The sequence below is a fragment of the Phenylobacterium sp. genome (assembly GCF_030646615.1).
In the GTDB taxonomy this organism is placed as follows: domain Bacteria; phylum Pseudomonadota; class Alphaproteobacteria; order Caulobacterales; family Caulobacteraceae; genus Phenylobacterium.
In genome coordinates this window covers 1-22591 of the sequence record NZ_JAUSLG010000053.1, presented here as the reverse complement: position 1 = coordinate 22591, position 22591 = coordinate 1, and the positions used below count along the sequence as shown (strand labels likewise).

Genomic DNA, 22591 nt, shown 5'->3' with positions numbered 1-22591 from the left:
CTCAGAGCTTTGGCCTAGAGAACCTTCATGATCCTCGTCGTCGATAACTACGACAGCTTCACCTACAACCTCGTCCACTATCTGAACGAGCTTGGGGCCGAAACGCTGGTCCATCGTAATGACGCGTTGAGCGCCGAAGAGGTGATCGCGCTGAAGCCCGAGGGCGTGCTGCTCTCGCCCGGTCCCTGCACCCCCAATGAGGCCGGCCTCTGTCTCGACCTGCTGGCCAAGGCGCCGGACGACCTGCCGATCTTCGGCGTGTGCCTGGGCCATCAGGCCATCGGCCAGGCCTTCGGCGGCGAGGTGATCCGGGCCGCGACCCTGATGCACGGCAAGACCAGCCCCATCCATCACACGGGCAAGGGCGTCTTCGCCGCCCTGCCCAACCCCTTCACCGCCACCCGCTATCACAGCCTGTCGGTGCGCCGGGAGACCATGCCCGAGGTCCTGGAGATCACCGCCTGGACCGAGGATGGCGAGGTCATGGGCGTGCAGCATGTGAGCCGGCCGATCTACGGGGTCCAGTTCCACCCAGAGTCCATCGCCACCGAGGGCGGTCACGCTCTGCTCTCCAACTTCCTCGACCTGGCCGGCGCGCGGCGCCTGACCGAGGCCTGAGTCCGATCCATGTCTGACGCTTTCAAGCCCTTGCTGGCCCGCCTGGCCGACGGCGCGACCCTGTCTGAAGCCGACGCCCAGGTGTTCTTCTCCGCCTGTCTGCGGGGCGAACCGACACCGGCCCAGGTGGCCGCGGCGCTGACCGCCATGCGGATGCGCGGCGAGACGGTGGGCGAGATCACCGCCTGCGCCCGGGCCATGCGCGAGGCCGCCGTCACCCTGGATCACCCCTACCAGGTGATCGATGTCTGCGGCACCGGCGGCGACGGCCTCCACACCCTCAACATCTCCACCGCCGTGGCCTTCGTGGCGGCCGGTGGCGGCCTCAAGGTGGCCAAGCACGGCAACCGCGCCCTGTCCTCCCGGTCGGGCGGCGCCGACGTGCTCGCCGCGCTCGGGGTCAATATCAACGCCAGCCGCGAGCAGCAGCTGCGCGCCCTGGACGAGGCGGGCCTCTGCTTCCTGTTCGCCCAGGCCCACCACGGGGCGATGAAACACGTCTCGCCGATCCGCGCCGAGCTTGGCTTCCGCACCCTGTTCAACCTGCTGGGCCCCCTGGGCAATCCAGCCGGCGCTCAGCGCCAGGTGCTCGGCGTGTTCTCTGAACGGTGGGTTGAGCCCCTCGCCCGCGTGCTGGGGAGCTTGGGCGCCGAGCGCGCCTGGGTGGTCCATGGGGGTGGCATGGACGAGATGACCACCACCGGCGAGACCCAGGTGGCCGAATACCGCGATGGTCAGGTGCGCCTCTTCACCGTTACGCCCGAAGCCGTCGGCCTGCCCCGCGCCGCCCTCTCGGACCTGACCGGCGGGTCGCCGGAGGTCAACGCCGCGGCCCTGCGCGCCCTGCTCCAGGGCGAGGCCGGCGCCTATCGGGACATTGTCCTGCTCAACGCAGCCGCCGCCTTCCTGGTGGCCGACAAGGTCGAGACCTTGAGCGAAGGGGTCGCTCTGGCCGGACAGGTGATCGACGACGGCCGGGCGCTGGCCGCCCTCGACCGCCTGTGCGAGATCACCAACTCATGAGCGACATCCTCGACCAGATCGCCGCCTACAAGCGGATCGAAGTCGCCGAGCGCAAGGCCGCCCGGACGGTCGCCGAGGTCGAGGCGGCCGCCAGGGCGGCCAGCCCTCCGCGCGGCTTCCACACCGCCCTGGTCCAGGGCCATGCGCCGGGGCGTCTGGCCCTGATCGCCGAGATCAAGAAGGCCTCCCCGTCCAAGGGCCTGATCCGCGCCGGCTTCGACCCCCCGGCCCTGGCCGTGGCCTATGAGGCCGGCGGCGCGGCCTGCCTGTCGGTGCTCACCGATAGTCCCAGCTTCCAGGGCGACGACGCCTATCTGACCGCTGCGCGGAACGCCGTGAGCCTGCCAGCGATCCGCAAGGACTTCCTGGTCGATCCCTGGCAGGTGGCCGAGTCCCGCGCCCTGGGCGCCGACGCAATCCTGATCATCATGGCCATGGTCGATGACGCCCTGGCCGCCGACCTCCTGGCCCAGGCGAGCGCCTGGGGGATGGACGCCCTGGTGGAGGTGCATGACGAGACCGAGATGGCCCGCGCCGGTCGCCTGGGGGCCCGGCTGGTGGGCGTCAACAACCGAAATCTCCGCACCTTCGAGACCGATCTCTCGATCACCGAGCGGCTGGCCGCCCTGGCGCCGGCCGACGCCCTGCTGGTCACCGAAAGCGGCATCGCCGGCCCGGCTGACGTCCGCCGGCTGGAGGCTGCCGGCGCCCGGGCCATGCTGGTGGGCGAAAGCCTGATGCGGCAGACCGATGTGGCCCAGGCCGCTCGCGCCCTGCTCGGCTGACACCAGCCGACCGAGTCGGTCGAGGCTGAACGCCCCGCTTGAGATTGCCCGTGATTTCAACGGTCTTGTGGGTAACTTGACATTAAGGAAGAACGCCTAGAGAACATTCGCAACGTTTGCGATTTGTTCTTTAGGTTGGGAAAGTCCAATGCTGACCCGTAAGCAGCACGAACTGCTCATGTTCATCCATGAGCGGATCAAGGAGACCGGGGTCTCGCCGTCCTTCGACGAGATGAAGGAAGCCCTCGACCTGGCCTCCAAGTCAGGCATCCATCGCCTGATCACCGCCCTTGAGGAGCGCGGCTTCCTCCGCCGCCTCCCCCATCGCGCCAGGGCGCTGGAGGTGGTGAAGCTGCCGCAGCAGGCCACGGCGACTGCGCCGCCCAAGGGTCGGCAGGCCTTTCGACCGCAACTGGTCGAACAGGGCGATGGCGCATCGGCGCCCCAGGCGGCCAATGACACCCGCGAATTGTCGGTGCTCGGCAAGATCGCCGCCGGTACGCCCATCGAGGCCATCCAACAGGAGCGCGACCGGATCCATGTGCCGGAATCCATGCTGGGCGCCGGCGAGCATTTCGTTCTCGAAGTGCAGGGCGATTCGATGATCAACGCCGGCATCCTCGACGGGGACTATGTGGTCATCCGGCGGGCCGATTCGGCCAATTCCGGCGACATCGTCGTCGCCCTGGTCATGGGCGAAGAAGCGACCCTCAAGCGCCTGCGCCGCAAGGGCGCCTCGGTAGCGCTCGAGGCCGCCAACCCCGCCTATGAGACCCGCATCTTCGGCCCCGACCAGGTGGCCGTGCAGGGTCGGCTCGTCGGCCTCATTCGCCGCTACCACTAGACCCCCAGGTCCAGGGTCTGTGCCCACGCTGGTCCTGGGTCCAGAGGGCGAGCCATGCGCCGTCCTCGCGGCTCAGCTCCAGCGCGCCGCCCCGGGCGAAGTCCGTCCCGCTCAGGATAATCACGCCGGGGCACAGGTTCGGCGGCAGGTCCGGACGTATGATGACCACCTCGGCTGAGGCGCAGAGCCCGGCAAGGGTTTCAGCATCGGGGACCTTTCGGCTCCAATAGGCGGCCACGGGCGCCGGCGCATCCGGCCCCGGGCGGCAGGTCCAGCGATCACAGACATACAGATCGTCCCGCGGCGCCTCGTCCTGGCTGGGCGTCAGCCCCCGCCGCTGCGCCCAGCGTTCGGCGGCGAACCGCTTGACGTCCGGCCGCATCAAGATGGCCTGGTCGCCCTGCCGCACCGCCACCTGGGCGCCGTCGGCGGCGACCCAGAGTGTGGGCGGCTCGCCCCGCGGCGCCAGGCTCACCGCCAGGGCGAACGGCAGGCCGAGCCATCGGACAGGTCCGCGCCAGAGGCACATCCAGAGAATGCCAAGAAAGGCGCTGGGCAAGGCCCAGGCCGGCGCGCTGGCCACCAGCAGGCTTGCCCCCGGCGCCTCCGCAGCGATCTGGGCCACGTCCGTGATCAAGCCAATCCCCCAGCCCGACACCATCAGGGGAATGTCCCCCAGGCCGAGCGGCGCGAGCGCCGCGCCGATGGCGAGGCTCGGCATCATCAGGAAGGACGAGATGGGCGAGGCCGCCAGATTCGCCGCCAGGCCAAAGGTGGCCATCCGATTGAAGTGCTGCAGGGCGAACGGCCCCGTCGCCATGCCGGCCACAAGGCTGGCGGCCAGGCTGGCGCCCAGCCAGGTCAGGCTGGTCTGGACGAACCGGATCGGCCAGGGGGCGCTGATCTCACGGATCGGATGCGGCCAGACCTCGGCCAGGGCGACCAGGGCCGCCGTGGCGGCGAACGACATCTGGAAGCCCGGCTCAGTCACCGCCTCGGGATGGATCAGCAGGACGATCAGGGCGGCGAGGGCCAGGCCATGCAGGCTGATGGCCCGCCGGTCGAAGACGATCGCGGCGAAGGCGACGGACGCCGTGATCGCCGCCCGCTGGACCGGCGCAGGCGCCCCCGACACCACCAGATAGCAGGCCACCGCGCTCAGCCCCGCCAGGGCCGCGACCTTCTTGCTGGACACCCGCAGGGCGAGCCATGGCCAGGCCGCCACGCCGGCCCGCACGGCGGCGAAGACGAAGCCGCCGACAATGGCCATGTGCAGGCCAGAAATCGAAATCAGATGGGCCAATCCCGAGGCCCGCATATGCTCGATCTGCTCTGGGGGAACAAAGGCCTGGTTGCCCATGACCATGGCCGCAGCCAGGCCGCCGGTCTCCGCCCCCATGGCGGCGACGATCTGCTGGGCCAGGGTCCAGCGGGCGGCATTGATCCTCATCTCGAGGACCAGCCGCCCCGGCGGCCGCGGCAGATCCGCAGCCTCCGGCGGAGTCAGGGCGAAGCCGACACCGCCGATACTCTCGTAGAAGGCGTCCCGGGCGAAGTCGTAGCCGCCGGGGCTGGCGGGCGGCGGCGGAGGGTTCACCAGGGCCAGCATGCGCACGGCCTGGCCCGGCGCGGGCGGCGTGACATCCCGCAGGGTGATCCGGACGCGGCTCGGCGTGTCGCCCGGCGCCAGCCCTTCGATCCGCGTCGGCGCCACGAGGATGCGGCTGCCGCCCTGGCCGGGGCTGGCCACGTCCACGACCCAGCCCTCGATCTGAGCCGGCTGGCCCATCGCTGGCGCAAGGGGCCCTGCCACGGCGTCGGTGCGGAACTTGGCCGCCGAGAATCCCGCCAAGCCAAAGGCCGCCAGGATCAGCAGAAGCGAGGCGGCCCGCGTGATGTTGAGCCGGCGCGCCGTGATCAGGAGGCCCAGGGACAGGGCCGCGGCGATCCAGGCGACGACGCCCAGGGGCTCCCGGTCAAGGGTGAAATAGGCCGCGCAGCCCAGGCCGAAGGCGACCGGCGTCCAGAGGCTCCAACGGTCGGCCTGATCGCGCACGGCGGCGCCCAAGGCCGCCGCCAGCGCCCGCGGACTAGGAGCCCTGGGGAAGCGCATGCTAAGACCCCGGCCCCATCGCCCGGCGATCCCGCCGGCCTGCGACACCTCAAGACCCCCGACCTCGATGCCCGACCGTCCCGTCGTCACCCGGATCGCCCCCTCGCCCACTGGCTCGATGCATATTGGCACGGCTCGCACGGCGCTTTTCAACTGGCTTTACGCCAGGCGCACCGGCGGAAAGTTCCTTTTGCGCGTCGAGGACACTGATCGCGAGCGCTCCACCGAGGCCGCCGTCGGCGTGATCTTCGAGGGCCTGAAGTGGCTGGGCCTCGAGGCCGACGAGGCGCCGGTGTTCCAGGCCGCCCGGGCCGACCTTCACCGGGCCGCTGTCGAGGAGCTTCTGGCCCGCGGCGAAGCCTATCGGGACTATATGACGCCCGAGGAGCTGGAGGCCGAGCGCGAGACGGCGCGAGCCGAGGGCCGAGTGGTCCGCTCACCCTGGCGCGACATCACCCCCAACGACGCCCCCGACCGGCCCTTCGTCGTGCGGCTCAAAAGCCCGCTGACCGGCGACACCGTGGTCGCCGACAAGGTGAAAGGCGACATCCGGTTCCAAAACAAGGATCTGGATGATCTGATCCTGCTGCGCACCGACGGTTCGCCCACCTACAATCTGGCCGTGGTCGTCGATGACCACGACATGGGCGTGACCCATGTGATTCGCGGCGATGACCACCTCAACAACGCCGCCCGCCAGACCCTGATCTACAAGGCGCTCGGCTGGGAGGTCCCAGTCTGGGCGCACCTGCCGCTGATCCACGGCCCCGACGGCGCCAAGCTGTCCAAGCGTCACGGCGCCCAGGCCGTAAGCGAGTTCGACTCCATGGGCTATCTGCCCGAGGCCATGCGCAACTATCTGGCGCGGCTGGGCTGGGGCCACGGGGACGACGAGATCTTCAGCGACGAACAGGCCATCAGCTGGTTCGACATCGCCGATGTCGTCGGCGCCCCGGCCCGCCTGGACTGGGCCAAGCTCAACCACATCAACAACCATTACATCCGCCAGGCCAAGATCGGCCGCCTGGCCGATCTGGTGACGGGGATCCATGAAAGCCGCGACCTCAAGGTCCCGGCGGACCTGCGCCCGGTTCTGGAACGCACCATTCCGCTGGTGCGCGACGGCGCCAAGACCCTGCTGGACCTGGCTGATTCGACCGTCTTCGTGCTGGCGAGCCGGCCCCTGGCCATGCCGGAAAAGGCGGCCAGCCTGCTTAACGAGGAAACCCGTGGACGGCTTGGCCGGCTGCGGGAACGGCTGACGGCGGCGAGCGCCTGGGACGTGCCTTCGCTGGAAGCCGAAATCCGCACCTTCGCCGAATCCGAGAGCATCGGCATCGGCAAGTTCGGCCCGGCCCTGCGCATCTGTCTGGCGGGCGCAGCCTCTGCGCCGGACCTGGCCGGCGCGCTGACCGCGCTTGGGCGCGACGAAAGCCTGGCCCGCCTTGACGATGCGCTTTCGCCCGCTGCGTAAACCGCTATAAGGCCAAGCGAACAGACGTTTTAATTCCTAGTCATTGAAAGGGGATGGCATGGTCGATACGGCGAAGATCAGCATTGGCGCCAAATCTGTCGAGCTACCCATCTTGAAGGGTACGGCGGGTCCGGACGTGGTGGACGTGCGCAAGCTGTACGCCGAGGCCGATGTCTTTACCTACGATCCGGGTTTCACGTCGACGGCGAGCTGCGAAAGCAAGATCACCTATATCGACGGCGACGCCGGCATCCTGCTGCATCGGGGCTACCCGATTGACCAGCTGGCCGAGAAGTCGAGCTTCCTGGAAGTCTGCTACCTGCTGCTCCACGGCGAGCTGCCGACGGCGGAACAGTTCACCGAGTTCGACCACAACATCACCTACCACACGATGTTGCACGAGCAGTTCGACCGGTTCTTCGCGGGCTTCCGTCGCGACGCCCACCCGATGGCCATCATGGTCGGCGCGGTCGGCGCCCTGTCGGCCTTCTATCACGACAGCACCAATATCGATGATCCGCAGCAACGGATGATCTCGGCCCATCGCATGATCGCCAAGATGCCGACGATCGCCGCGCGGGCTTTCAAATACTCCAAGGGCCAGCCGTTCGTGCATCCGCGCAACGACGAGTCCTATGCCGAGAACTTCCTGCGCATGTGCTTCTCGGTCCCGGCCGAGGACTGGAAGCCCAACCCGGTCCTGACCCGGGCCATGGACCGCATCTTCATCCTGCACGCCGATCACGAGCAGAACGCGTCCACCTCGACCGTCCGCCTGGCCGGTTCGTCGGGCGCCAATCCGTTCGCCTGCATCGCCGCCGGCATCGCCTGCCTTTGGGGCCCCAGCCATGGGGGCGCCAACGAAGAGGCGCTCAACATGCTGGCCGAGATCGGTTCGGTGGAGAACATCCCCGAATACGTCCAGGGCGTGAAGGATCGCCGCTACCGGCTGATGGGCTTCGGCCACCGGGTCTATAAGAACTACGACCCCCGCGCCAAGGTCATGCAGGCCACCTGCCACGAAGTCCTGGCGGAAGTCGGCAACACCGACGATCCGCTGCTGAAGGTGGCCATGGAGCTCGAGAAGATCGCGCTCAACGACCCGTACTTCGTCGAGCGGAAGCTCTATCCGAACGTGGACTTCTATTCGGGCATCACCCTGCGGGCCCTTGGCTTCCCGCCGGAAATGTTCACCGTGCTGTTCGCCCTCGCGCGGACGGTCGGCTGGATCGCCCAGTGGAAGGAAATGGTCGAGGATCCGTCGCAGAAGATCGGGCGTCCGCGCCAGATCTATACCGGCGCGGCGCAGCGCGACTACACCTCGGTCGACAAGCGCGGCTAAGCCGCCCGACCGAGCACTTTCAGAACGGCCCGCGCGGCGGCCTCCGAGGGATCGGGGCCGCCGCGCCCCATTTGGGCCAGGGCCCTGTCCTGAGCCTCGACCTGGGCGCGGCGCAGATCCGGATCATCCAGCCGCCGGGCGATCTCGCGGGCGATCTTTGGTCCGTTGCAGTCGGCCTGGATCAGCTCCGGCGCCACGAAGTCCTGCGCGGCGATGTTGAACAGCGTCACATAGTCGGTGCGGATCAGCCGCTTGAGAATGGCGTAGGTCACCGGCCCCAGGCGATAGCCGACGACCATCGGCGCGCCGGCCAGGGCCAGCTCGGTGGTGACCGTCCCGGAACACGCAAGCGCCACCGTGGCCGCCTTCATCGCCGAGTAGCGATCGGCCTCGCCCTCCACCACGTGCGCCCGGTAGGGCCAGCCGGCGACCCGCGCCTTGACCACATCGGCGACGGTGGCGGCGGCGGGCACGATGACCTGCAGGTTGGGCCTGGCGGCCTTCAGCAGAGCGACGGCGTCCTCGAAGGGCGGCAGGACCCGCGCGATCTCGCTGGGCCGGCTTCCGGGCAGCACCACCAGCACCGGCTCGTCAGGCCCGATCGCCAGGCGGCGACGCAAGGCCACAGGATCGGCGGCCGACAGGTCGAGGCTGAGCGTGCTGTTGCCGACGAAGGTGGTCGGCAGGCCGACCTTTTCGAAATAGGGCGCATCGAAGGTGTGGATCGCCAGGAGATGATCGACATAACGCGCCAGCACCGCCGCCCGGCCCGGCCGCGAGGCCCAGACCTGGGGCGCCACATACTTGATGACCGGCATGTCCGGCAGCTGCGCCTTGAGCCGCTGCGCCACCCGCAGGGTGAAGCCCCAGGAATCGATCAGGATGGCCACGTCCGGCCGTTCCCGCACCGCCAGGGCCGCCATCTCGTCGGCCCGGCGCACGACCTTGGGATAGGCCAGCAGGCCCTCCAGCAGCCCCAGGATCGACAGTTCTGACATATCGAAGGCGCTGACCAGGCCCTCGGCCGCCATGCCCTGGCCCCCCAGGCCCACGAACCGGACGTTGTCCGGGCCGAGTTGCGTCTTCAGCGCCGCCATCAGCCCGGCGCCCCGGTCATCGCCGGACGCCTCGGCGGCGACCAGCATGATGCAGAGGGGATGGCTCATTGACGTTCAGGCTCCACGCCAAAGACGAACAGGCCCAGTTCGTCGGCCAGGGCGATCACCTCGGCCCGGTCGAGCACCAGCAGGCGGCCGGCCTCCCCCACCACGCCCGCCAGCCCGGCGCGGGCCGCCCGCTGGATGGTGCCAAGGCCGATGGTGGGCAGGTCGACCCGGGTTTCCTGGATCGGCTTGGGCGCCTTGGCCAGGACTCCACGGAGCGCGGCGGGCGAGCCTCGGATGGCCGCCGGCAGATCGGCCACCCGGCGGAGCATGGCGTCGGTGCCCTCCTGAGCCTCAACCGCCAGCACGAGGCCGTCACAGACCACCGCCCCCTGACCGATATCCAGGCGTCCCAGTTCGCGGGCCACATGCAGCCCTCGGGCGATGTCGCCGGCATGGGCTGGCCCTGGACGCACCTTGCCGAGCGCGCCGGCCGACAGGCGCAGATCCCCCATCGCCTCGTCGGCCCCCTCAATGGTGAAGCCTTCCTTCTCGAACTCGCCCAGCAGGGCCCGGAGCAGGCCATCGTCGCCGTGACGGGCGGCGGCGATCAGCCCCGGCAGGGCCTTCAGGCCACGGACGTCGGGCCGCAGGGCGGCAAAGTCCGGCCGGCTCACATGGCCCGCAAAACAGATGGAGTCGCAGCCTGCGGCCTTGAGCGCCCGGATGCACTTGCCCAGCTCGGCCAGGCCGATGTCGGCGCCGGGAAAAGCGGCCAGATCCGGCCCGGCGAATCCCTTGAGGCGAATCACGAACAGGGGGCGGCCGGCCTGCTGACAGGCTGCGGCGATCTCGACCGGGAGCCCGCCGCCGCCTGCGATCAGGCCGAGCTTGGACAAGGTCCTAGACCTCCCGCTCCGGCAGACAGAGCGGCCGGTTGGCCTCGGCGCGGATGAAGTCGATGATCTCCATGACCGGCGCGCTGTGGCCGAAGGTGGCCATGGCGTCCTCGATCCGCTCCTGGAAGGTGCCTTCCTCGGCGAACAGCAACCGATAGGCTGACCGCAGCTCGGCGATCATCTCGCGGGAGAAGTTGCGGCGCTTGAGCCCCACGAGGTTCAGGCCCTCGAGGTGGGCGTGGTTGCCCCAGACCAGGCCATAGGGGATGACATCCTTGGTCACCGCGGCCAGGCCGCCGATGAAGGAATAGCGTCCGACCCGGCAGTGCTGGTGCACCGCGGCCAGGCCGCTGACCATCACGAAGTCGCCGACATCCACATGCCCGCCGAGCGTCGCCGAGTGCGCCAGGACGACATTGTCGCCGACCGTGCAGTCGTGGCCCACATGGCTGGTGGCCATGTACATGCCGTCATTGCCGACCCGGGTGACGCCGCCGCCATCGGGGGTGCCGATGTGCATGGTGACGTGCTCCCAAAGGCGGTTGCGGTCGCCGATGATCAGTTCGGTCGGCTCGCCCTTGTAGCCCGTATGGTGCGGCGGCCCGCCCAGGTTGGCGAAGTTGCGGACGCTGCAGTCGGCGCCGATCGTCGTGTGGCCCTCGATGACCACATGCGACAGCAGTTCGGTGCGCGGACCGATCTTCACGTGCTCGCCGATGATCGAATAGGGGCCGATCTTCACGCCCTGCGCCAGTTCGGCGCCCGGGGCGATCAGGGCGGTGGGATGGATGTCGACGCTCATTGGGTGGCCACCACCATGGCCGCGAATTCAGCCTCGGCGGCGATCTTGTCGCCCACCATGGCCCGGCCCTTGAACTTGAAGAGATCGCCGCGATGGCGGACGACCTCTACCGGCATGCGCAGGACATCGCCCGGCCGAACCGGATTACGGAAGCGGCAATTGTCCAGCGAGATGAACAGGATGGTCTTGCCCGCCACGTCCACGTCCAGCGACTTGGACATCAGCACCGCGCCGGTCTGGGCGAGCGCCTCGATAATCAGCACGCCCGGCATGACCGGATAGTCCGGGAAGTGGCCCTGGAAGAAGGGCTCGTTGATCGTCACGCACTTGATGCCGACGATGGATTCACTGGCCTTGTAGTCCTCGCAGCGGTCGACCAGCAGGAAGGGATAGCGATGCGGGATCCGCTTCACGATCTCGGTGATGTCGATCTCGGTGGGAGACTCGTTGACGGGGGCCTTGCGGCTCATTGATCAGGTTCCTCGCGACGGCGCACGGCGGCCGCCTTGGTCAGCCAGGCGACTTCGCGCAGCCATTGTCGCATGGGCATGGCCGGGTATCCGCCCATGACCGCCTTGGGGGCGACGTCCCGGAAAACGCCGGCGCCCGCGCCGATCTGAGCGCCTTCGCCGATGATGACGTGGTCGGCCACTCCGGCCCGGCCACCGAACGCCGAGCCATCCCCAATCGTCACGCTGCCTGAAATCCCCGTGAAGGCCGCCATCACACAGTTGCGGCCGACGCGCACGTTGTGAGCGATCTGCACGAGGTTGTCGATCTTGGTGTTCTCCCCCAGGACCGTGTCCTCATAGGCTCCGCGGTCGATGCAGGTGTTGGCGCCGACGGTCACCCCGTCCTGCAGGATCACCCGGCCAAGCTGCGGGATATCGATCACCCCGGTGGGCCCGGCGGTCGCGCCGAACCCGGCCTCGCCGATGACCGCGCCAGCCAGGATCTTCACCCGGTCGCCCAGCAGGGCGCAGTGGATGCTGACATTGGCGCCGATGACGCAGTCACGGCCAATGGTGACCCCGGGCCCGATGACGGTGTTGGGGCCGACGACGGAGCCCCGACCGATCTGGGCGCCCTGGCCGATGGCCACGCCAGGGCTGATGATGGCCCCCTCCTCCACCCTCGCGTCGCGGGAGACCGCGGCCGCCCCGGCGTGCAGGCGCGGCCGGTGGAGCCGTTGGCCGGACATGGCGTAGGCGGCGGCGGGTTGGCGGGTCACCAGGGCGACGCAGCCCTGGGGCACGAGGCCGACGTCCCGCTCCGTGACAAAACACGCCGCGGCGCGGGTCTCGGCCAGTTCGGCGGCCAGCTTGCGATCGGAGAAGTAGGTGATGCTGTCGGCGCTCGCTCGCGCCAGGATCGCAACGCGGGCGACCTGAACCGAGCCGGCCCCGGGCGCCGACAATTCGGCCCCGGTCAGCGCGGCGAGCTCCGCCAGGGAGACGGGGCCCAGATCTTCGAAAAAGCGCGGGTCAGGCATCAAGCACTCTCAGCTCGACCCGCGCATAGCCCGAGTCGTTCTATTTGCGGGCGGGAGCCGCAGCTTGCGGGGTGGCGGCCGGTTGGTCCAGCCGTTCGCGCTCAAAGGCGAACTGAGTGATCTTGGCGTTGAGGCCGGTGAGGATCGCCGGGCTGATGTCCATGGCCGGATTGGCGACCAGAACGGACTCGGCGCGCAGCAGGACGCTGCACTGACGCTGCTGGTAGACCTGACGCATGATCGGCTCCATTTCCTGGCCGACGCGGCCAAGAGCCTTCTGCTGCGTGCGGTCAAGCTCATTGTCCCGCTGCTGCGACTTGCGCTTGTAGGCGTTCAGCCGCACCTGCAGGCCGGCCGCGCGGGTGTCGAAGGTTCCCTGATCCAGCGTGGCCTTCTGGCTCTCCAGAGCCTGGCCGTCCCTCTGCAGGGCGGCTTCCTCGGCCTTCAGCTCGGCCTCAACCTGGGCCAGGATCTGCTGCATGCGGGTCTGGACGTGCTTGCCGACCGTTGAGCTGGAGATGACGCCCTGGATCGACATGACGCAGACCCCTGGAAGGGCGGGACCGTGAGTGATGGTCGGCGCGGCCGCCTGGGCGAAGGCCGAGGAGCTGGCGCTGAGCGAGAGCGCGGCGACGCAGGTCGCCGCGACTAGGTTTTTGATCGTCATGGGGGTCAGAACTTCGTTGAAGTGGAGAAACGGAAGGTTTCGGTCTTGTCGTAGTCTTCTTTGGCCAAAACTTGGCTGAAGTCGAAACGGATGGGACCCATCGGAGACTTCCAGAACACCGAGAGACCAGCCGTGGCGCGCAACGAAAGGTCGTCGAAGATCAGCGGATCGCGCGTCCCGGCAGGATAGGGAAGGTTTGTGACCGGATTGATCGAGCCGGGCTGATATTCCTTGTCCACGTCATCCAGCAGGCCGACGGTGCCGAAGTCGGTGAACAGGGCGGCCTTGATCCCGTACTGCTCGGGCACGAAGGTCGGAATGGTCAGCTCCACCGAACCGATGGCGTAGGCGCGGCCACCCAGGGCGTCACTGCGGGCGAAGTTGGTGTCCCGCGGGCCAAGACCCGCCGTCTCGAAGCCGCGGAAGCTGTTGCCGCCCTTGTAGGAGCGGTCGTTGATGCGGATCGTGTCGCCGCTCCAGCCGGCGATGTAGCCCGCCTGGCCGGTGACGCTGAGGATGAAGTTCTTGTTGAAGCCGTGGTACCAGCCGCCGTCGATGTCGGTCTTGATGTAGTTCACATCGCCGCCGACACCGGCCAGGTCCTGGCTGATATCGGCGTAGAAGCCGCGGGTTGGATTGATCGGATTGTTCCGGCGATCCAGGCGCAGGCCATAGCCCACGAGAGAGGTCATGAACGATCCGCGCTGGGCGCAGAGCGACAGGGAGACGATCGGCGAGGTCGGATCGCAGTAGGTGTCGTCAATGTCCACCTCGTCCTGGCGCAGCACGTAGCGCGTCGTCATCGACGAATTCAGGGTCAGCGGGAACCCGGCGCGCAGGTTCATGCCCAGCGTGCTGGTCTGATAGGCCGAGTAGTCGGTCAGGTCGTAGCGGTAGGAATAGATGTCCACTCCGGCCCGCAGATTCCGACCCAGGAAGCGCGGCTCGGTGAAGGAGAAGTCCACCTGCTGGCGCAGGGAGCCCACGGAAATCCGGGCACGCACATCCTGGCCGCGGCCCCGGAAGTTGCGCTGGGTGACGCCGAGATCCAGGACGAGCTGGTCGACCGACGAATAGCCGGCGCTGAACGAGAGCTCCCCGGTGGGCTGCTCCTCAACCTGCACCTGCAGGGTCGTGCGGTCCGGCGCGGATCCCGGGATTTCGGTGATGTTGACGTCCTTGAAGAAGCCAAGGGCGCGGATGTTGTTCTTCGACCGGTCCACCAGGGCGCGGTTGTAGGCGTCGCCCTCCACCAGGTTCAATTCCCGGCGGATGACGTAGTCGAGGGTCTGGCTGTTGCCGACGATGTCGATGCGCTCGACATAGACGCGCGGACCTTCACGGACCTGGAAGACCACGTCGACGGTCTTGGTTTCCCTGTTGGCGACATAGCGCGGCCGCACGTCCACCGAGGCGAAGCCCGCGGCGCCGGCGGCGAAGGTCAGGGAGTCGGTGGCGCTCTCGATGATCTCGTCGCGATAGAGCTCACCCGAGCGGATCGGCACCAGCTGCAGCAGCAGGTTCTTGTCCAGCTTCTGTAGTTCGGTCTCCACGGAGATCTTGCCGAACTTGTATTCCGGGCCCTCATCAAGGGTATAGGTGATGACAAAGCCGTTCTTGTCGGTGGACAGTTCGGCCACGGCCGAGATCACGCGGAAGTCGTAGAAGCCGCGATTACGGTAGTGCTTGCGCAGCTGTTCCTTGTCGTACTCGAGCCGATCAGGGTCGTAGTTGGCGTTGGACGAGAAGAACTTGTACCAGCTGGTCTGCTCGGTCACGACGACGTCGCGCAGGTCGTTGTCGGAGAATTCCTGGTTGCCCAGGAAGTTGACCCGCAGCACGCCGCTCTTGGGCCCTTCGTCGATCTCGAAGATCAGGTCGACGCGCTTCTGGGGCAGCTCGACGATCTTCGGCGACACCGTGGCCGAGATCCGCCCCGAGCGGCGATACAGCTCGACAATGCGCTGCACATCGGCCTGGACCTTGGCGCGGGTGAAGATGCCGCGCGGACGCACGGTGACTTCGTCGCGCAGCTTGTCTTCCTTCAGGCCGGAATTGCCCTCGAAGACCACCTTGTTGACGATCGGGTTCTCCACGACCGTGATGGTCAGGTCCCCGTTCAGCAGGTTGATCTTCACATCCGAGAACAGGTCAGTGCGGAACAGCGCCTTCAGCGCCAGGTCGAGCTTGGCGGGGTCGGCGGCCTCACCGGCCTGGATCGGCAGGTAGGAGAGCACGGTCGACTGCTCGATACGTTCATTGCCCTGAACAATGATGCGCTGCACGACGCCGGCTTGCTCAGCGGCCTGGGCGAAGGCGAGACTCGGCAGGGTGATCGCGGTCGAGCCCAGAAGCAGGGCGAGACCGGAGGCGAGCGCGGCGCGGTGGGCGCGGGTTCTTTGCATCGTTTCTGCCGTCAACGGAAATGGGGGGGGTCAGGAAAGCAGACCGCCGAGGATTTTGAACACACGCAGTTGCTGCAGATCGTTCCAGGTCGCGAACAACATCAATCCCAGCAACAGCGCAAGGCCCACACGATAACCCGCGGCCTGAACCTTGGCCGCCAGAGGCCTGCGGGCCACAGCTTCGTAGGCGTAGAACAGCAGGTGGCCACCGTCCAGCACAGGCACCGGCAGCAGATTCATGAAGCCGATGCCCACCGACAGCACGGCGGCGAGACCCAGCAGGGCGACGCCGGCGCCGAGAACCTGTGATCCGAGGTCGGGCGCTCCCAGGGCCCCGGTCTGGGCGACCTGGCCCGAGACCCGCGCGATTCCCAGGGGCCCGCTCAGCTGGTCGGCCGAGACCTGGCCCGTGACCATGCGGCCCAGATAGTAAACCGTGGTGCTGAGCACGCGCCACGTCCGTTCGACACCCTTGCCGACGGCTTCGATGGGATTGTAGCGGACATGCACATAGTCCTCGCGCGCCTGGGCCGGCACGATCCCCAGGGTGCCCTGCAGACGTTCGCCGCCGAGACCGTCGGAGCGCATCTGCAGCTTGGAGGTGGCGGTCAGCGACACCTCATCGGTTCCGCGGCGCACCACAAACACCGTGGGCAGGTTCACCCGAAGCTGGGCCACCTCCGCCAGGTCCATGAAGCTCTTGACCGGACGGCCGTTCGCCTCGGCGATGAGGTCGCCGGCGCGGAACCCCGCCTGGGCGGCGGGACTGCCGGCGGCCACGGAGGCCACCTTGGCCGGCAGGAGGTGCTCTCCGAGGGCGAAGACCAGGGTGGCGAACAGGATGATGGCGAGGGCAAAGTTGGCCATCGGGCCCGCGGCGGCGATCACCGCCCGCTGCCAGATCGGCTTGAAGTGGAAATAGCGGGAGAGCGCCCCCTCCCCTTCGCGGGCCACGATGGACTGGCGCAGGGTCTCCAGGTCGTCCTGGTCGGGCACGCTGGCGGCGTTGTCGTCGCCGGCGAAGGCGACATAGCCGCCGACCGGCGCCCAGCCGATCCGCCATTGCACCCCTGACTTGTCGGTCCAGGATGCGATGGCCTTGCCAAAGCCGATGGAGAACCGGTCGATGGCGACGCCGAAACTCTTCGCCGCCCAGAAGTGCCCCAACTCATGGATGGTGACCACAAGGGTCAGCACCAGGATGAAGGGCACGATGTAAATCAGACCAGTCTGAAGAAATGAAAGCATGGCGAGGCTACTCCCTACGACGCCGGACTGAGCCCGGCGACGACATCGCACGCAACGCGACGCGCCATCGCATCTGTCGCCTTCGCACTCTCGAGAACATCGCTGTTGGGTTCCCCCGCGAGGCCTTTGGCCTCAACACATTCGAGTGTGTCGGCTACGATTGCGGCAATATCGAGAAAGCCTATGCGGCGGTCAAGAAAAGCGGCCACCGCGACCTCATTGGCCGCATTCATCACCGCCGGGGCCGCGCCGCCGGCCGCGAGCGCGTCCTTGGCGATCTGCAGGGCGGGGAATCGTTCGTAGTCGGGCGCCTCGAAGGTGAGCTGCCCGACCTGGGCGAGATCCAGCTTGGGCGCGGGCCAGGGCAGACGGTCGGGCCAGGCCAGGGCGCAGGCGATCGGGGTGCGCATGTCGGGCGCCCCCAGCTGAGCTAGAGTCGAGCCGTCAACATATTCCACCATCGAATGGATGATGGACTGCGGATGGACAATGACGTCGACACGCTCGGCCGGCATGGCGAACAGATAGGCCGCCTCCACCATCTCCAGGCCCTTGTTCATCATGGTGGCCGAGTCGATGGAGATCTTGACTCCCATGTCCCACATCGGGTGGGCCACGGCCTGTTCGACACTGGCCAGCCGCATCTGTTCCCGCGTCCAGCCCCGGAACGGTCCGCCCGACGCGGTCAGGACCAGGCGCGAGACATGCTGGGCGACCATCGGGTCGAAGACCTGGAAGATCGCCGAGTGCTCGGAATCCACCGGGATCACCACCCCGCCCGCCAGCTTGGCGATGCGCAGCAGCTGCGGCCCGGAACAGACCAGGCTCTCCTTGTTGGCCAGGGCCACGATGGCGCCGGACCGCGCCGCCGCCAGGGTGGGCCCGAGACCCGCGAAGCCCACGATGGCCGACATCACCCACTGGGCGTCCATGGCCGCGGCCTCGACCACGGCGTTGGGTCCGGCGGCGGTGGCGACGCCTGTGCCGGCCAGGCGGTCGCGCAGTTCGGAAAGCTTGGTCTCGTCCTCGATCACCGCCAGCTTCGGCCGCCAGCGGCGAGCCTGCTCCGCGAGGCGTTCGACATTGCGACCCGCGGTCAGGGCGATCATTTCGACCTCGGCGCCCGACTTCTCGATGAGGTCGAGGGTGGAGACGCCCACCGAGCCCGTGCAGCCCAGGACGCTGAGGCGGCGCGGAAGGCTCAATGCCCCCATCCCAGGTGGTTCACCAGGCGCGCGGCGGCGATGATCACGACCGCGAACAGCAGGCCGTCGACCCGGTCCAGCAGGCCGCCATGGCCGGGAATGAGGTTGCCCGAGTCCTTCACCCCGAAGCGGCGCTTCAGAGCCGATTCCCAGAGATCGCCGGCCATGGTGGCCAGCCCGCCCAGCAGCCCCACCAGGGCGCCGGCGGCCATGTTGAGTTCGAAGGCCGGGATGATGGTCATGAGCGCGCCCACGGCCATGGCGAACACCAGCCCTCCCACGAAGCCCGACCAGGTCTTGTTGGGCGAAAACCGCGGCCAGAGCTTGGGGCCCTTCAGGGCGCTGCCGACGGCGAAGGCGGCGATGTCGGCGGACCAGGTGATGGCGAACAGCATCAGGGTCCACCACTGCCCCTGGGGCATGGCGCGCAGCCAGATCAGGCAGATACAGGCGATGCCGATATAGAAGACCCCGAAGGCGGCGTCCGACGGTCGCTCTGCGACGCCACGCGCCACGAGGGCCGAGGCGACCCCGCCCAGCAGCAACCCGCCCCAGGCCAGCCACATGTGGTCGCGGTGGGCCAGGAACACCCCGGCGAGGATCGCCACGGTGACGGCGGTGGAGACCCGGATCGGCGCATAGGGTGCGCTCATTCCGCCCCATTCGATGGACAGCAGGGCGACGGCCACGGCGACCAGAACCAGGAACGGCCAGCCGCCGGCCGCCAGGCCGGTGTCGAACCAGACTGCGGCCAGGGCGGTGGGCACGAGAACGGTGGCCGAGGCCACCCGCACGCCCAGATTGGTCCAGTTGAAACGCTTAGCCGGCGGCAAGGACATCGTCCGCGACGGCGCCATACCTGCGCTCGCGCCGGTGGAACTCGTCGATCGCCGCCTGCAGGTGATCTGGCGTGAAGTCCGGCCAGAGAACGTCGGGGAAGACGAACTCGGAATAGGCCGACTCCCACAGGAGGAAGTTGGAGAGGCGTTGTTCACCGCTGGTGCGCACCACCAGGTCGGGAGGCGGCAGGCCGCCGGTGGAGAGCCTGGCCTCGAAGACTGTGTCGGTGATCGCCGCGGCGTCGATCTTGCCGGCCAGGGCGTCGGCCACCAGGGCGCGGGCGGCGTCGACGATGTCGGCCCGGCCGCCATAGTTGAAGGCCACCTGCAGGAAGAACCTGTCGTTGTGAGCGGTGCGGGTCTCGGCGCGCTCGACAATCTCGGCGATGTCGGGGGGAAGACCCTCTCGGCGGCCGAGAATGCGGACCTTCACGCCCTCACGGGTGAGCTTCTCCAGGTCGCTGTTCACATAGTGCTTCAGCAGCCGCATGACCTCGGCGACCTCGCCGGCGGGGCGGCGCCAGTTCTCGGTGGAGAAGGCGTAGAGGGTGAGCCAGCGGACACCCTGGTCGGGAGCGGCCTCCACCACCTTGCGAATGGCCTCAACGCCCTTGGGATGACCCAGCTTGCGCGGCAGGCCCCGGCGCTTCGCCCAGCGGCCATTGCCGTCCATGACGATCGCCACGTGCAGCGGCGTGTCCTTGGGGGGCGGCTCTGTGGGAGCGGAGGCCATCAGGTTTTCCGTTTCGTCCTTTCGGTCAGTGTGGACGACTAAACCTGCATGATCTCTTGCTCTTTGGTTTTCAAGGCTTCGTCCACGCGCTTGATGGCCTCGTCGGTCATCTTCTGGACCTCGGTCTCCATGCGCTTCAGGTCGTCCTGGTTGATGGCTCCGTTCTTCTCGGCCTTCTTCAGGTCGTCGTTGGCGTCGCGGCGCACGTTGCGGACGGCGATCTTCTGCTGCTCGGCATACTTGCCGGCGATCTTGGCCAGGTCCTTGCGGCGCTCCTCCGTGAGCGGCGGGATCGGGATGCGCAGGTTCGTGCCTTCGTTGACGGGGTTGAAGCCGAGACCCGACGAGCGAATCGCCTTCTCCACCGACACCACCATGCCCTTGTCCCAGACGCTGACGGTGATGGAGCGGGGCTCCGGCACGCTCACGGCGGCCACCTGGTTCAGCGGCACGGTCGAGCCATAGGCCTCCACCATCACCTGATCGAGCAGGCCTGCCGAAGCCCGGCCTGTGCGCAGGCTGGCGAACTCGTCCTTCAAGGCGGCGATCGCCTTGTCCATCCGGTCCCGGTAGCTCGAAAGCACCGGCTTTTCTGCGTCGGCCATGGGTGCGTCTCCCTTAAGTCAAAGGTTGTCGGCGTGGTCAGGCGATGGTGGTGAAGACGCCTTCGCCCTGCAGCACCTTCATGAAGTTGCCCCGCTCGCGGATGGAGAACACCACGATCGGCACGTTGTTGTCGCGCATCAGGGCGATGGCCGAGGCGTCCATGACCCGCAGGTCCTGGGCCAGCACGTCCTGGTAGCTGAGGGTCTCGTAGCGGCGCGCGCTGGGATCCTTCTTGGGGTCGGCGGTGTAGACGCCGTCGACGCTGGTGCCCTTGAAGAGGGCGTCGCAGCCCATCTCGGCGGTGCGCAGGGCCGCAGGGGTGTCGGTGGTGAAGAACGGTGCGCCGAGGCCGGCGGCGAAGATCACCACCCTGCCCTTCTCGATGTGGCGCTGGGCCCGCCTGCGGATATAGGGCTCGCAGACCGCGTCCATGGGGATGGCTGATTGAACCCGCGTGTCCACGCCGGCCTTTTCCAAGGCGCCCTGCAGGGCGAGGGCGTTCATCACCGTGGCCAGCATGCCCATATAGTCGGCGCTGGCCCGGTCCATGCCCTTGCCGGCCAGGGAGACGCCGCGGAAGATGTTGCCGCCGCCCACCACCAGGCAGAGCTCCACCCCGGCGTCGACCACCTCCTTGATGTCCTGGGCCACCGCGTCGATGGTCGCGGTGTCGATGCCGAACAGGGCGTCGCCCATCAGGACCTCGCCCGACATCTTCAAGAGGATCTTCTTGTAGCGCGGCTTGGCGTCGGACATGGGGCGCTCTCGAGAATCTAGGCGGTACTACATAAACCAAGGGCGCCGTGCGCGTCGAACGCACGGCGCCCCAGGGCCGTCTTTTTGTCAGCCTGGAAGTTAGGCTTGGCCGGTCATCGAGGCGACTTCGGCGGCGAAGTCGTCCACCTTCTTCTCGACGCCTTCACCCAGGGCGAAGCGCACGAAGCCCTTCACGGTCACCGGCGAGCCGGTTTCCTTGGCGGTGTCGGCGATCAGCTGCTCGATGGTCAGGTCCGGGTTCATGACGAAGGGTTGCTTCAGCAGCACCACTTCTTCCTGCCACTTGCGGATGCGGCCTTCGATCATCTTCTCGACGACGCCGATGGGCTTGCCCGATTCCAGCGCCTGGTCGGTGAGGAACTTCTTTTCCTTCTCGACGGCGGCGGGGTCCAGGTCGGCCTCGGTGAGCGCCAGCGGCGGGGTCGGGGTGCCGGCCACGTGCAGGGCGATCCTGCGGCCCACATCCTTCAGCACCGCTTGGTCGCCGGCGCCTTCCAGCGCGACGAGCACGCCGAGGCGGCCGACGCCATCGCCCTGCGCATTGTGCAGGTAGAGGGCCACGGCGCCCTGAGCGACGCTCAGGCGAGCCGAGCGGCGCAGGCGCATGTTCTCGCCGATGGTCGCGATCAGGTTGGTGATCACGTCGCTGACGACCTCGCCCTTGGCGGTCTTCGCCGCGGCGATGGCCTCGACGTCACCGTCGATGTCCAGGGCCACGAGGGCGCAATCGCGCGCCGCGTCCTGGAACTTGTCGTTCTTGGACACGAAGTCGGTCTCGGCGTTCAGCTCGATGAGCACGCCGGTCTTGCCGTCGTCGCTCAGCTTGCCGGCCACCAGGCCTTCAGCGGCGGCGCGGTCGGACTTCTTGGCGGCCTTGGACAGGCCCTTGGTGCGCAGCCAGTCGATGGAGGCTTCGACGTCGCCGCCGTTTTCCTGCAAGGCCTTCTTGCAGTCCATCATGCCCGCGCCGGATTTCTCGCGCAGGTCCTTGACCAGCGCAGCGGTGATTTCCGCCATGGTGAGCTCCTTCAGATCAAATGGGTTGGCGGGACCCCATCTAGGGCCCCGCCGTGTCGTGTTCGTGTCGGCTCGCCGGAGGGCGTGCCTCCGACTTAGTCTTGGGTCGCGGTCGGTTCAGCCGCCGGGGCTTCCGCCGCGGTGGTCTCCGGTTCGGCCGCGGCCGGGGCCGGTTCAGCAGCGACCGGGGCCGGCGCCGGTTCCGCAGCGACCGGGGCCGGAGCGGCGGCGGCGGCGGGCGCGGCCATCTCGGCTTCGGTCACGACCGGTTCCGGGGTCAGCTCACGGGCCAGGGTCGGCTCGATCGGGGCCACGGAGGCGCCCAGGTCCACACCGGCGGCAGATTGGCCGGCGGCCAGACCGTCGAGGACCGAGTCGGCCATCAGGTCGCAATAGAGCTGGATGGCGCGCGCGGCGTCATCATTGCCCGGGATCGGATAGGTGATGCCGTCCGGATTGCAGTTGGTGTCCAGGATGGCGATGACCGGGATGTTGAGCTTGCGGGCTTCCTGGATCGCGATCGCTTCCTTGTTGGTGTCGATCACGAACATGATGTCGGGAATGCCGCCCATGTCCTTGATGCCGCCCAGGGACAGCTC

General features: G+C 67.9%; 22 protein-coding genes. 6 read left to right on the top strand and 16 right to left on the bottom strand.

The features are described from left to right. Positions 1–27: 27 nt before the first annotated feature. The 4 genes from Q7S93_RS09300 to lexA all read left to right on the top strand — a co-directional run bounded on the left by Q7S93_RS09300 (position 28) and on the right by lexA (position 3270). Complete coding sequence (locus tag Q7S93_RS09300; protein WP_304713606.1) at positions 28–618, top strand: anthranilate synthase component II; 591 nt, start codon at positions 28–30, stop codon at positions 616–618. A gap of 9 nt (positions 619–627) precedes the next feature. Beyond that, positions 628–1641, top strand: a complete 1014-nt coding sequence (gene trpD / locus Q7S93_RS09295) for an anthranilate phosphoribosyltransferase (RefSeq protein WP_304713605.1) — start codon at positions 628–630, stop codon at positions 1639–1641. Then, positions 1638–2426, top strand: a complete 789-nt coding sequence (gene trpC, locus Q7S93_RS09290) for an indole-3-glycerol phosphate synthase TrpC (protein ID WP_304713604.1) — start codon at positions 1638–1640, stop codon at positions 2424–2426. The genes trpD and trpC overlap by 4 nt, the downstream gene beginning before the upstream one ends. A gap of 148 nt (positions 2427–2574) precedes the next feature. Beyond that, positions 2575–3270, top strand: coding sequence for a transcriptional repressor LexA (gene lexA / locus Q7S93_RS09285; RefSeq protein WP_304713603.1), 696 nt, complete (start codon positions 2575–2577; stop codon positions 3268–3270). Here the strand turns inward: lexA and Q7S93_RS09280 are convergent. Then, positions 3251–5338, bottom strand: coding sequence for a ComEC/Rec2 family competence protein (locus Q7S93_RS09280; RefSeq protein ID WP_304713602.1), 2088 nt, complete (start codon positions 5336–5338; stop codon positions 3251–3253). The genes lexA and Q7S93_RS09280 overlap by 20 nt on opposite strands. 112 nt (positions 5339–5450) lie before the next feature. Here Q7S93_RS09280 and gltX point away from each other — a divergent pair, with 112 nt between their 5' ends. Beyond that, complete coding sequence (gene gltX, locus Q7S93_RS09275) at positions 5451–6857, top strand: glutamate--tRNA ligase (protein ID WP_304713601.1); 1407 nt, start codon at positions 5451–5453, stop codon at positions 6855–6857. A 58-nt stretch (positions 6858–6915) separates the two neighbouring features. Continuing rightward, positions 6916–8199, top strand: coding sequence for a citrate synthase (gltA, locus tag Q7S93_RS09270; protein WP_304713600.1), 1284 nt, complete (start codon positions 6916–6918; stop codon positions 8197–8199). Here gltA and lpxB read toward each other — a convergent pair. The 15 genes from lpxB to rpsB all read right to left on the bottom strand — a co-directional run. Then, on the bottom strand, positions 8196–9365 hold the full coding sequence (gene lpxB, locus Q7S93_RS09265) for a lipid-A-disaccharide synthase (RefSeq protein WP_304713599.1): 1170 nt from the start codon (positions 9363–9365) through the stop codon (positions 8196–8198). The genes gltA and lpxB overlap by 4 nt on opposite strands. Beyond that, the gene (lpxI, locus tag Q7S93_RS09260) at positions 9362–10201 is read right to left on the bottom strand and encodes a UDP-2,3-diacylglucosamine diphosphatase (protein ID WP_304713598.1); all 840 of its coding nucleotides are present in this window, start codon (positions 10199–10201) and stop codon (positions 9362–9364) included. The genes lpxB and lpxI overlap by 4 nt, the downstream gene beginning before the upstream one ends. Before the next feature lie 4 nt (positions 10202–10205). Continuing rightward, positions 10206–11003 (bottom strand): acyl-ACP--UDP-N-acetylglucosamine O-acyltransferase, encoded by a 798-nt coding sequence (gene lpxA, locus Q7S93_RS09255; RefSeq protein WP_304713597.1) that lies wholly within the window; start codon positions 11001–11003, stop codon positions 10206–10208. Next, positions 11000–11473 (bottom strand): 3-hydroxyacyl-ACP dehydratase FabZ, encoded by a 474-nt coding sequence (gene fabZ, locus Q7S93_RS09250; protein WP_304713596.1) that lies wholly within the window; start codon positions 11471–11473, stop codon positions 11000–11002. Before fabZ ends, lpxA begins: the two co-directional genes overlap by 4 nt. Further along, positions 11470–12495 carry a UDP-3-O-(3-hydroxymyristoyl)glucosamine N-acyltransferase gene (gene lpxD / locus Q7S93_RS09245; RefSeq protein WP_304713595.1) on the bottom strand — a complete coding sequence of 342 codons (1026 nt, stop codon included), beginning with the start codon at positions 12493–12495 and terminating at the stop codon, positions 11470–11472. The genes fabZ and lpxD overlap by 4 nt, the downstream gene beginning before the upstream one ends. A gap of 40 nt (positions 12496–12535) precedes the next feature. After that, positions 12536–13162 carry an OmpH family outer membrane protein gene (locus Q7S93_RS09240; protein ID WP_304713594.1) on the bottom strand — a complete coding sequence of 209 codons (627 nt, stop codon included), beginning with the start codon at positions 13160–13162 and terminating at the stop codon, positions 12536–12538. A 5-nt stretch (positions 13163–13167) separates the two neighbouring features. Beyond that, the gene (gene bamA, locus Q7S93_RS09235; protein ID WP_304713593.1) at positions 13168–15567 is read right to left on the bottom strand and encodes an outer membrane protein assembly factor BamA; all 2400 of its coding nucleotides are present in this window, start codon (positions 15565–15567) and stop codon (positions 13168–13170) included. Between the two features lie 30 nt (positions 15568–15597). Further along, complete coding sequence (locus tag Q7S93_RS09230; protein WP_304713592.1) at positions 15598–16815, bottom strand: M50 family metallopeptidase; 1218 nt, start codon at positions 16813–16815, stop codon at positions 15598–15600. 14 nt (positions 16816–16829) lie between these two features. Further along, complete coding sequence (gene dxr, locus Q7S93_RS09225) at positions 16830–18029, bottom strand: 1-deoxy-D-xylulose-5-phosphate reductoisomerase (protein WP_304713591.1); 1200 nt, start codon at positions 18027–18029, stop codon at positions 16830–16832. Next, on the bottom strand, positions 18017–18859 hold the full coding sequence (locus Q7S93_RS09220) for a phosphatidate cytidylyltransferase (protein WP_304713590.1): 843 nt from the start codon (positions 18857–18859) through the stop codon (positions 18017–18019). The genes dxr and Q7S93_RS09220 overlap by 13 nt, the downstream gene beginning before the upstream one ends. Beyond that, complete coding sequence (locus Q7S93_RS09215) at positions 18840–19592, bottom strand: isoprenyl transferase (RefSeq protein ID WP_304713589.1); 753 nt, start codon at positions 19590–19592, stop codon at positions 18840–18842. The genes Q7S93_RS09220 and Q7S93_RS09215 overlap by 20 nt, the downstream gene beginning before the upstream one ends. A 38-nt stretch (positions 19593–19630) precedes the next feature. Beyond that, complete coding sequence (gene frr, locus Q7S93_RS09210; protein WP_304713588.1) at positions 19631–20197, bottom strand: ribosome recycling factor; 567 nt, start codon at positions 20195–20197, stop codon at positions 19631–19633. A 37-nt stretch (positions 20198–20234) separates the two neighbouring features. Beyond that, positions 20235–20954 carry a UMP kinase gene (gene pyrH, locus Q7S93_RS09205; RefSeq protein WP_293493187.1) on the bottom strand — a complete coding sequence of 240 codons (720 nt, stop codon included), beginning with the start codon at positions 20952–20954 and terminating at the stop codon, positions 20235–20237. Between the two features lie 99 nt (positions 20955–21053). Continuing rightward, positions 21054–21992, bottom strand: a complete 939-nt coding sequence (gene tsf, locus Q7S93_RS09200) for a translation elongation factor Ts (protein WP_304713587.1) — start codon at positions 21990–21992, stop codon at positions 21054–21056. 95 nt (positions 21993–22087) lie between these two features. Continuing rightward, the coding region (rpsB, locus tag Q7S93_RS09195) for a 30S ribosomal protein S2 (RefSeq protein WP_304713586.1) at positions 22088–22591 on the bottom strand (504 nt) is incomplete at its 5' end.